This window comes from Desulfothermus okinawensis JCM 13304 (assembly GCF_054654515.1).
The window spans coordinates 22980-33048 of sequence record NZ_BAAIEW010000034.1 but is presented as its reverse complement, the minus strand read 5'-3'; the positions used below and the strand labels follow the sequence as shown (position 1 = coordinate 33048).

Below are 10069 nucleotides of genomic sequence, written 5' to 3'. Positions count from 1 at the left end.
CTATAATTATTTTACAAAAAACAAGCTAGATGAATATGAAGGATTTTATGCATCAGTGGTATATGCATATCTTCAGTCCCTTGGATTTGAGATAATAGGAGAGGATGTAACCAATCATGGCAGGATAGATTTAACAGTGCTACTAGACGATAAGATTTACATAATAGAGTTTAAGGTGGATGGTAAAAAAGGAGAAGCACTAAGTCAGATAAAACAAAAAAGATATCATGAAAAATATTTAGATACATCAGATAAGATATATTTAATAGGCATAGAGTTTAGCTCAAAAGATAGGAATGTGGTAAATTTTGAATGGGAGAAGATCAATTGATAATTGATAACAAAGGAACTTTATTTGACAAATTTGAGTTATAGATCCTGTTTTATAGAGATTTTGTAATTTTTGTTTTCAAGATAATTCCCAAGCCATATGGAGCTAAGTATTACCAGAGGTATGGAAACTACCAGCCTTATGATACTGAATTTTATTCCCATAAAAGATGCCTCGAAGATTGTCATAGGCACCCTGCAGATTCCAGAGGCACCAATGTACGTGAAGATAACAGAGAGTTTTGCTCCTTTTTTAAACAGGGAATAAGCAACAGGAAATGCCACATATAATCCTCCAACTGTAGTGCCTGCAAGGAGTATGGCCCATACATGTGATAATATACCAGAATCTTTACCTAAATGTTTTTCTACCTTTTCCTTCTTTACCCACACTTCAAAGAGCCCAATTAATATAAAAGCACAGGGCAAAATCTTTAGCATCTCTATGGAAAAACTCAAAAAATTTATTCCTATTTCCTGGCCAGGTCTAAAATGCAGTGCAAATGATACAGCTAAAAAGATAAAGTAAATTCCAATTAAAAAAAATTTTGTGAGATTGTTCTGTTTTTTCATATTAACTCTCCAAAAAAGAAACCAATTGCTATAGCCACTATTAAACTAATAAAAAAACTAATCAGGTTTCTAATTATAGTTACCTTAGCCCCAAAATATTCTTTTTCAACAGGATAAGTCATTACACCTACCATCATTAGGGTGGTAGTAAAGGCCGCTAATACCATATAGCCGACACCTTTTTTTAGTAATATTCCACATAATGGATATGCAATAAATCCAGGAATAAGGGTAATTGAACCAAATATAGACGCAAGGATAATACCTAAATATTTATTTTTATTTCCAAGATAGGTTATTATCATTTTATCTGGAACTAGATAAAGGATAATTGAAACGAGAATAAGCATTATTAAAAAGGCAGGAAGTATATTAGTGAATTTTTTAAATGCTATTTTGAGTGCTTTACCTGTTTTCTGTCTATCAAAAATAAATGAAATTAGTAAACATAGTAAAGTTATGCCCAAAAGATAATAAAACATCATATATTCTACTCCCTAGTTACGGTTTTAGAGCCATCAGACCCACTTACATTTTGTCCTGTCCATTACAGTCACAGCTAGTAAGTTTCAATAGGTTCAAAAAGTCCATTTCTCTCAACAGGTACAAAGTCACACGCCTTTATCATTTCTATTAGCTCATTTTTGGTGAGCACATCTGGTGATTTTGCTCCAGCCATGTGACCAATTTTCTCTTCAACCACTGTTCCATCAAAATCATTTGCACCAAAATATAAGGCACTTTGAGCAAGTTTTAGTCCAAGCATTATCCAGTAGCTCTTTATGTGGGGGATATTGTCCAACATGAGTCTTGATATGGCTATGGTCTTTAATGTTTCTATTCCAAGCACAGATCTTTTTACCTTTATTTTACTGTGTTCTGGCAAAAAGGGAAGGGGAATGAAGCACACAAAGCCATTTGTCCTGTCCTGTAGTTTTCTGAGTCTGTCTAGATGATCTAACCTGTGATCTATATTTTCAATATGTCCAAAGAGCATTGTGCAGTTTGTCTTAATACCGAGATTATGTGCTGTTTCCATTATATCAAGCCACCTATCACCACTTATCTTTTCTGGACATATTCTGTTTCTTATTTCCCTATCAAATATTTCTGCCCCGCCTCCAGGCATCATGTCAAGCCCGGCTTCTTTTAGTTGTTCTAATACATCTGTTACACTATACCCTGATATATTTGATATATGTTCAATTTCAACAGCAGTAAAACACTTTAGGGTAGCTTCAGGTCTCAGTCTTTTTATTAGTTTTAACATCTCCACATAGTAGGAAAAGGGAAAGTCTGGATGACATCCTCCAACTATGTGGATCTCTTTTATTGGTGAGTCCATGTTGGACATAATTTTTTTTTCAATGTGTTTTAGACTTAACTCAAATGCTCCATTATCTAACTTCCTCCTGGAAAAGGCACAAAATTTACACTGGTTTATACATACATTTGTATAATTTATGTGCTGGTTTAAGACAAATGTGATATTTTTTTTGTGTAGCTTTTCCCTCTTTAAATTGGCCAGATACCCGAGAATCAAGGGATCTGGAAGATCGTAGAGTCTTTTTGCATCTTCTATTGAGATCCGTTTGTTGTTTACGATTTTCTCAAAGATATCTTCAATCTTGTATTTTTCAATTTTTTTTTGCATGATTTTTTTCCATCTTAAATATGATTCAGAGGGATTTTAGGATTCATAGATAAAAAGTCAATAAAAAAGATAAAGGAAAAAGTCATATGAGGGAATTAAATTTTGCCATCTCCCCATGTCCCAACGATACATTTATATTTGGAGGTTTGCTCCTTGGGAAGATAGATTTTCCTTTTGAGACAAGATATATCTTACGGGATGTAGAAGAATTAAATAATCTGTGTATGGAGACCAGATTCCATGTAATTAAGGTCAGTGCTGCCATCTATTCCAGGGTAAGGGACAAATATTCACTTCTTAGATGTGGAGGAGCTATTGGAAGGGGTTGTGGCCCAGTGGTTGTGTCTAGAAATAATATGGCATTTGATGAGTTTAAAGATATAACCATTGCTATCCCTGGAAAAAATACCACTGCTTTTTTTATTTTTAAAAAGGCGGTTTTAGATTTTACAGGTAAGGTAGTTGAACTTAGATATGATAAGATAATTCCAGCATTAATAAAGGGTGATGTGGACGCTGGCATCCTTATCCATGAAGCACGTTTTACATACAGAGAGTATGGTCTAAATCTGGTAATGGATTTAGGCAGGTGGTGGGAAGATACCACAAAATATCCCATACCCCTGGGATGTATCCTGGCAAGAAAGGATTTAGGAGACAAAATTATCTCCCAGATAGAGGAGGGTATTATAAAAAGCATTGAATATGCAGAGAAAAATCTAGATAATATCTGGAGCTTTATTAAAAATCATGCCCAGGAAATGGAAGATGTTGTAATAAAAAAACATATTGAGACATTTGTAAATGAATTTTCAAAGGACATTGGTATGGAAGGAAGGGCAGCAATTGAATTTTTGACCTCTTAACCCAGGTCTTGACAAACCTGGGTTAAATTCAAGTTCTATTTTTCTCCTCTATCCCATCTAAATACATGGAGGCAATTTGCTCAATCACCTCTTCTAAACTTAGTTTTTTTTCTGGTTTAAACCAGAAATATAGCCAGTGGAGGGCACTTATAATTGAAAAAGTCATAACAGTTGGATCAAATTTTTTAATAACTCCAGCGTCCATGAGTTCCTTTAAAAAATCCCTGAGTTGGTGAACATTCTCAGTCTCTTTGTCCAATATCTTCCTTTTTTTCTCTGGAGAGAGAAATTCTATTTCATGAAGTAAAATCTTATTGAAATTTTTATTCTTTAGATATGTTTTGGTATATTCCAGCATTATATCCTTTATTTTTTCCTTTAGCGGTGCATCTGTTGTTCTGTTCCTAGAAATAGCCTGCCTCATATTGTTTATGAGCTCGTCAGCTGCCCTTATGCAAATCTTAAATAGGATTTCTTCTTTGTTTGTAAAGTGGTGGTATAATGCTGCCTTTGAAATGCCAACCCTCTGGGATATTTCCCTGGTGGTGGCCTTTTCATAGCCTTTTTCATAAAAAAGTTCTTGTGCTGCCTTTAAGATTTCCAGGGCAGTATCGTGGATCTGCTCTTTTTTTTCATGCATGTATGAATTTTTCCTTTTTAATAAAAATACTTGAAAAATTAAAAGGTTCCATTTAAACCCAAAATGGATTACACCTTTCTAACACAAGTTTATCGAAATGATAAACTTGAACTACTGGGCGCTCATTTAAAAATATATTCAATTAAATGTCAAGGTTTGTGGGTTATTATTAATTTGACTTTGTATTTATGTTGAACTCAAGGGAGTTATGTGTTAGACAAACAACACTTTTGCTAACTCTTTGCTACCACTGCAAAATGTGCTAAAATGTTTATTAAGGAGTTTTGTGGGAGGAATTTATATGGAGTATAAAAATTTGATTTTTGAGGTAAACGAGTATGGTGTTGCTATTATCAGGCTTAACAGGCCAGAAACTTTAAATGCCTTTAACAAGGAATTGGTCATTGAGTGTATAGATGTTTTTCATAAGGTAAACAAAGATAATTCCATTAGGGTTATTGTATTGACTGGTTCAAAAGGTGCATTTTGTGCTGGAGGGGATATAAATTGGCTACTTGCATCAAAAGAGCCTCTTCAGAAAAAGGAGATAATGGACTACACAACCCAAATGGTTCTTACAATAGATAAGGTTAAAAAACCAATTATTGGGTGTGTTAACGGTGTAGCTGCTGGTGCTGGTACTGCCATGGTACTTGGGTGTGACATTATTTATGCCTCTGAAGATGCCAAATTTGCCCCAAATTTTGTACACATTGCAGCTGTGCCAGATAGCGGGTGTAGCTGGTTTTTGCCCAGGAAAATAGGATACCATAGGGCCTGTGAGCTGTTTTTAACAGGAAGGATTTTGGATGCAAAAGACGCCTATGACATGGGGATTTACAACAAGATTTTTCCTGGAGACAAATTGGAAGAGGAGACCATGAGGCTGGCCAAAAGACTCTCATATGGGCCTGTATCTGCAATGCAAGCAATAAAGGCTATGGTAAAGATGAGCTTTAAAAATGACCTGTCTACCCAGCTGGACATTGAAGCTTATTATCAGGTAATGGCCTGGTGTGATTCTGATTTTATAGAAGGCGTAAATGCATTTTTTGAGAAGAGAAAACCAAATTTTAAGAGATAAATAGGAGAGTTATATGAACATTAGTGTGGAAATCGTTAGAAAATTGGCAAAACTGGACCCTGAACTAAGGGAAACATTTTATTCCTTTGTGGATGAGTTCTACAAGGAACAGGATAAATCGTTGACAAAGGAGGATATTAAGGATTTAAGTGAAAAATTAGAGCCCCTGTCCCATATTGATTTTTTAAAAAAAGAGATTGAGTCTTTAAAAACAGAATATCTATCTTTGCAAAAAAAGTTGGATTCAAAACTCAGCGAGAGAGATGAAAAAATAAAAGAACTAGCATCACAAATAGACTCCATAAAAGATTTTTTTACGTCAAAATTAGAAGAATTAGTAACTATACAGAAAGAGGTTGTAAATTCTGTATCCAAAAATAAAGATGTTGATTATTCAAAGGTTGTGTCTTCAATTGAAGATAATACAAAGGGGTTAAAAGAAATAACAAAAGAGCTTAAAGAGAGTTTTAATGATCTTTTAAAAAACATTAAGCTGGTTTCAACTAACAGGATTTTGTCAAAATTACCCAAAACACTTAAGAAAAAATTAAGCCTTAATATTAAGGAGCATTTTATATCTAAGGTATTTGAAGTTAAAGGGAAAAAGGTTTGTTTTCCAATATTTGGTAGTGGTACTAAAAACAAAAAGTTACACACTGTGGTAGGTACAGTATTGGATACACCCACAAAAAAGGATATTGATGAGTTTTTAGATGCTGTTTCTGTGCTTCAAAAAGAAAAAGAACTACCTTCTGCTTTGTTAAAAGTACTTGTGGTGGAACAAATAGAACGAGACCTTGAGAAAGTTGCAGAAAAGAAGGGAATTACAGTTATATGGATGCAAGATTTGTAATTATGGGAGAGGTAGATGGACAAAATAGAGATCAAAGGGATTATAGAAAGGGCAAAACACAAGGGTCTAAAGACATTAGATGAGACCATATCCAAGAAAATACTCTCCACATTTGGTGTGAAGGTGGTTCAAGAGATAGAAGTAACTGGTGCTGATCACTTGGAAGATGTTGCATATAAATTGGGATATCCTCTGGTCCTTAAGGGGATTTCAAAGGATATCCCCCATAAATCAGAAATGGGACTGGTTGTAACTAATTTGAATACCTTTAAGCAGGTTAAGGCGGCATATAAGTCCATTAAATCAAAAGAACACCTTGGTATTGAAAAGATAATAGCACAGCCCCAAATCCAGGGATCAAGGGAATTTGTAGCTGGAATGTTCAGGGATCCTGATTTTGGACCTGTTGTGATGTTTGGATTGGGAGGAATATTTACAGAAGCCCTAAAAGATTTTGCTCTGAGGCTCTCTCCCGTGAGTTTTGATGAGGCAGTTGAATGTATTAAAGAGATTAAGGCCAGAGAACTTCTTGGTAATTTTAGAGGAGAGCGGGCGGTAAGTATAGAATCATTGGCAAATATTTTAGTTGGCCTATCAGATCTGGCCCTTTCCTTTGAAGAAATAAAGGAAATTGATATAAATCCAATAGTTGCAACAAAGAATGGAGAAGTTGTTGCAGTTGATGCATTAATTGGAATTGATTTAGATCTTGCTCAAAAAAAATATCCTCCACGGATTGACCCCAGGAATCTGGAAAAGTTTTTTTATCCCAAATCAGTGGTCTTTATTGGCGCTTCCTCAAAATTGGGTAAATGGGGTCATCTTCTCCCAGCAAATGTTATAAGTGGTGGATATAGGGGGGAGATATATTTTGTAAATAGTAAGGGAGGAGAGGCCTTTGGAAGAAAGATGTACACGGCCTTAGATGAGCTTCCTGATTCAATAGACCTTGCTGTTGTAACTATTCCAGCAAAGTTTGTCATAGATTTAATTCCCAGACTCAAAGAAAAAAATATCCATCACATGTTACTTATTGCTTCTGGATTTTCAGAAACTGGAGATAAGGGCAAAAAGCTACAGCAGAGATTGGTTGAGGTGGCAAGGGAAAATAATGTGTTTGTTGTTGGGCCTAATACAATGGGACTATGTAACCCTCATGCCAATTTCCACTGTATTGGAACCCTGGTTCAACCAAAACCTGGTGGGACTGCAATGGTTTCTCAGTCTGGTAATATGGGAGTGCAGCTACTTTCTTTTGCCAATGAACAGGGAATTGGTATCAGGGGTTTTTGTGGATCAGGGAATGAGGCCATGGTGTGTATTGAAGATTATCTTGAAGCATTTTATAGAGATGAGCTCACATCAACTGTGATGTTGTATATTGAAAGCGTTAAAAATGGACGCAGGTTCTTTGAATTGGCAAAAGAGGTATCAAAGAAAAAGCCAATTATTTTATTAAAAGGAGGAGAGACAGATGCTGGTGTTAAGGCTGCATCAACTCATACAGGGGCAATGGCAACAAATGTAGGGGTATTTAATTCCATGTGCAGACAGGCGGGTATATTAAAGGTAGAAGGACCAAGTGACCTTTTGGGCCTTGCAGCATCTTTTTCTTCTCTGCCCCTTCCAAAGGGAAATAGAGTGGTTATAATTACATTGGGTGGAGGATGGGGCGTTATTACTGCTGATCTGTGTGCAAGATTTGGACTTCAGTTGCCTCAAATTCCACAAGAGCTAATAGAGTTAATTGATGAAAAACTGCCAGATTTTTGGAGTAGGACAAATCCCATAGACCTGGTTGGGAATTGGGATATAGAGCTTCCCAAGACTATATTGGAAAAGGTTCTTGAGTGGGATGGATGTGATGCTGTAATAAATTTAGGTATACTTGGCAGGAAATATTTTATGAAAAGGTATGCCTCTTCCATAGAAAAGAGCGATCCTTCCTATTCAAAGGAATTTTTAGATGATATAAGAAAGATGGTTGGAATATATGAAAAGGATTTTTTAGATCTGTGTGCTAAAATGATGGACAAGTATCAAAAGCCAATTTTTGGTGTTAGACTCAATACAGAGCCTGATGACAAAACTGTATATGAAAGTGATGGTGCTAGATATAAGTCAGTTTGCTACAACTCCCCTGAAGATGCTGTCAAAGCCTGTGCAAGGATGTATGAATATTTCAAATGGTTATCAAGGGGTTAGATATGTTGTTTGAACAGGGTCCAATTAGACCACCAAGCGAGGCATATAGCCTTCTTCTTAGATTTACAAGGAATTGTCCCTGGAATAAGTGTGAATTTTGTCCAGTATATAAGGGAGCAAGGTTCTCAAGAAGGAGTTTAAATGAGATCTTGCGGGATATTGATGCAGTTAGATTTATTTTAGATGACCTCAGGGAAAAATCCTGGAAACAGGGATATGGTGGCGAGCTAACCAGGGAATTTATATCAAATATTTTAAAAGATTCTGGTATCCACGAACAATACAAACACGTTGCTGCATGGGCATGTAGGGGACGGCTCAGTGTATTTATCCAGGATGCAAATAGTCTTATTATGAAAACAGATGATCTGGTCAAAGCAATTCAGTATTTGAAGGAAAAAATTCCAGGTATAAGTCGTATAACCACCTATGGGCGAGCATCTACAATTGCAAGGAAAAGTATAGAGGAACTCAAAGAGTTAAAGGATGCTGGTTTAAGCAGGATCCATGTGGGAATGGAGTCAGGATCTGATAAGGTGCTTAAGATGGTAAAAAAAGGTATTACCGCAAAACAGCTTATTATATCCGGTCAAAGGACAAAGGAAGCAGGGATTACTCTGTCAGAATACATTATGCCAGGACTTGGTGGCAGGGAGTTGTGGAAGGATCATGCTGTGGAATCGGCAAGGGTATTAAATGAGATAAATCCTGATTTTATAAGACTTCGTACCCTCCATATTGTGCCAGGGACTCCCCTTTTTGAAAAATACAAAAAAGGAGAGTTTAAAAAATTAAAAGAAGATGAGGTGGTAAGAGAAATAAGGCTTTTTATTGAAAACTTAGACGGTATAACCAGTGAACTTACATCTGATCACATCATGAACCTACTGGAAGAAGTAGAAGGGAAATTTCCTGAAGATAAAGAAAAGATGTTAGGGATAATTGATGAGTATCTATCTTTGCCCAATGAAGACAGAATCTTATTTCGCCTTGGAAGAAGGGGTGGTGGACTCAGGTCAGTAAAAGAGTTAAAAATCCCATATGTTAAAGAGAGGCTTAAAAGGGTAAAAGAGGAGTTAGAATCTGAGGAAGGAATGAACATAGACAAACTAATTGAAGAGATGGGGAATCAGTATATATGAGCATTCAACCATTGGTAACCACACTAAATTTATTTATTGGTAAGTCCCTGATAGTCTCTGCTTTTTTTTGTTTTTTAGGAGGTATTTTAGCAAGCCTCACCCCCTGTGTTTATCCTTTAATTCCTGTTGTGGCATCATACGTGGGCTCTAAGTCAATACATACCTCCAGGACCCATTCTTTTTTTATATCCCTTACCTATGTGATTGGAATGGGAGTGGTGTATTCAATCCTGGGAATCTTTGCAGCCTTAACAGGGAGCCTTTTTGGAAAAGTAGCTACAAATCCAATAAGTTATTTTATAGTTGGAAATTTATTTTTACTCCTGGGTCTGAATGTCTTAGATGTTATACCTCTGCCTGTGATCTCACCAAAAGATAGTGATAAAAAAGGATTTTTAGGTGCCTTTTTTGTGGGTGCAGCTTCAGGACTGATAACCTCTCCATGTACAACTCCTATTTTAGGTGCAATTTTATTTTATGTTGCGTCCACAAAGAGTATACTCTGGGGTAGTGTGCTCATGTTTTCGTTCTCAATGGGAATGGGACTATTACTACTTCTTGTTGGGACGTTTTCGGGTTTTCTCTCCTCTCTCCCCAGACCTGGGGGATGGATGGAGAAAGTAAAGAAATTTCTTGCATTTCTCCTTATTTTTATTGGAGAGTATTTTTTGATAAAGACAGGGCAGATGATGTAGGTGATTATTTTTAAAGGTAATGGAAGT

Annotated in this window: 11 protein-coding genes; 7 read left to right on the top strand and 4 right to left on the bottom strand. The window is 36.1% G+C overall.

Annotated features, from left to right (window positions below):
- On the top strand, positions 1 to 331 hold a 331-nt coding region (locus ACYQ0O_RS11870), incomplete at its 5' end, for a PD-(D/E)XK nuclease domain-containing protein (protein WP_459893338.1).
- A 38-nt stretch (positions 332 to 369) separates the two neighbouring features.
- Here ACYQ0O_RS11870 and ACYQ0O_RS11865 read toward each other — a convergent pair.
- From ACYQ0O_RS11865 to mqnE, 3 genes are all read right to left on the bottom strand, one after another.
- On the bottom strand, positions 370 to 903 hold the full coding sequence (locus ACYQ0O_RS11865; protein WP_459893336.1) for a permease: 534 nt from the start codon (positions 901 to 903) through the stop codon (positions 370 to 372).
- Complete coding sequence (locus ACYQ0O_RS11860) at positions 900 to 1388, bottom strand: permease (protein ID WP_459893334.1); 489 nt, start codon at positions 1386 to 1388, stop codon at positions 900 to 902. Before ACYQ0O_RS11860 ends, ACYQ0O_RS11865 begins: the two co-directional genes overlap by 4 nt.
- A gap of 74 nt (positions 1389 to 1462) precedes the next feature.
- Positions 1463 to 2557, bottom strand: a complete 1095-nt coding sequence (gene mqnE, locus ACYQ0O_RS11855; RefSeq protein WP_459893332.1) for an aminofutalosine synthase MqnE — start codon at positions 2555 to 2557, stop codon at positions 1463 to 1465.
- 86 nt (positions 2558 to 2643) lie between these two features.
- Here mqnE and ACYQ0O_RS11850 point away from each other — a divergent pair, with 86 nt between their 5' ends.
- Positions 2644 to 3423: a 1,4-dihydroxy-6-naphtoate synthase gene (locus ACYQ0O_RS11850; RefSeq protein ID WP_459893330.1), complete on the top strand. Its 780-nt coding sequence runs from the start codon at positions 2644 to 2646 to the stop codon at positions 3421 to 3423.
- 28 nt (positions 3424 to 3451) lie between these two features.
- On the opposite strand, the gene ACYQ0O_RS11845 is transcribed toward ACYQ0O_RS11850, so the two are convergent.
- A complete protein-coding gene (locus tag ACYQ0O_RS11845; protein ID WP_459893328.1) occupies positions 3452 to 4063 on the bottom strand; it encodes a TetR/AcrR family transcriptional regulator in 612 nt (203 codons plus the stop codon).
- A gap of 301 nt (positions 4064 to 4364) precedes the next feature.
- Between ACYQ0O_RS11845 and ACYQ0O_RS11840 the strand changes: the two genes are divergently transcribed.
- Genes ACYQ0O_RS11840 through ACYQ0O_RS11820 form a run of 5 tightly spaced genes read left to right on the top strand, consistent with a single transcriptional unit; the run spans position 4365 to position 10042 of the window.
- Positions 4365 to 5147: an enoyl-CoA hydratase/isomerase family protein gene (locus ACYQ0O_RS11840; protein WP_459893326.1), complete on the top strand. Its 783-nt coding sequence runs from the start codon at positions 4365 to 4367 to the stop codon at positions 5145 to 5147.
- 13 nt (positions 5148 to 5160) lie between these two features.
- Entirely contained in the window at positions 5161 to 6000 is an 840-nt protein-coding gene (locus ACYQ0O_RS11835; protein WP_459893324.1) for a coiled-coil domain-containing protein, read from the top strand.
- A gap of 15 nt (positions 6001 to 6015) precedes the next feature.
- The gene (locus ACYQ0O_RS11830; RefSeq protein WP_459893322.1) at positions 6016 to 8205 is read left to right on the top strand and encodes an acetate--CoA ligase family protein; all 2190 of its coding nucleotides are present in this window, start codon (positions 6016 to 6018) and stop codon (positions 8203 to 8205) included.
- A 2-nt stretch (positions 8206 to 8207) separates the two neighbouring features.
- A complete protein-coding gene (locus tag ACYQ0O_RS11825; protein ID WP_459893320.1) occupies positions 8208 to 9347 on the top strand; it encodes a radical SAM protein in 1140 nt (379 codons plus the stop codon).
- Complete coding sequence (locus tag ACYQ0O_RS11820) at positions 9344 to 10042, top strand: cytochrome c biogenesis protein CcdA (protein ID WP_459893318.1); 699 nt, start codon at positions 9344 to 9346, stop codon at positions 10040 to 10042. Before ACYQ0O_RS11825 ends, ACYQ0O_RS11820 begins: the two co-directional genes overlap by 4 nt.
- The last annotated feature ends 27 nt before the right edge of the window (positions 10043 to 10069 follow it).

Coding starts and splice junctions, on each gene's coding strand:
- ACYQ0O_RS11840 (WP_459893326.1), top strand. CDS start 4,365: ATGGAGTATAAAAATTTGATTTTTGAGGTAAACGAGTATGGTGTTGCT.
- ACYQ0O_RS11845 (WP_459893328.1), bottom strand. CDS start 4,063: ATGCATGAAAAAAAAGAGCAGATCCACGATACTGCCCTGGAAATCTTA.
- ACYQ0O_RS11860 (WP_459893334.1), bottom strand. CDS start 1,388: ATGATGTTTTATTATCTTTTGGGCATAACTTTACTATGTTTACTAATT.
- mqnE (WP_459893332.1), bottom strand. CDS start 2,557: ATGCAAAAAAAAATTGAAAAATACAAGATTGAAGATATCTTTGAGAAA.
- ACYQ0O_RS11850 (WP_459893330.1), top strand. CDS start 2,644: ATGAGGGAATTAAATTTTGCCATCTCCCCATGTCCCAACGATACATTT.
- ACYQ0O_RS11820 (WP_459893318.1), top strand. CDS start 9,344: ATGAGCATTCAACCATTGGTAACCACACTAAATTTATTTATTGGTAAG.
- ACYQ0O_RS11835 (WP_459893324.1), top strand. CDS start 5,161: ATGAACATTAGTGTGGAAATCGTTAGAAAATTGGCAAAACTGGACCCT.
- ACYQ0O_RS11830 (WP_459893322.1), top strand. CDS start 6,016: ATGGACAAAATAGAGATCAAAGGGATTATAGAAAGGGCAAAACACAAG.
- ACYQ0O_RS11825 (WP_459893320.1), top strand. CDS start 8,208: ATGTTGTTTGAACAGGGTCCAATTAGACCACCAAGCGAGGCATATAGC.
- ACYQ0O_RS11865 (WP_459893336.1), bottom strand. CDS start 903: ATGAAAAAACAGAACAATCTCACAAAATTTTTTTTAATTGGAATTTAC.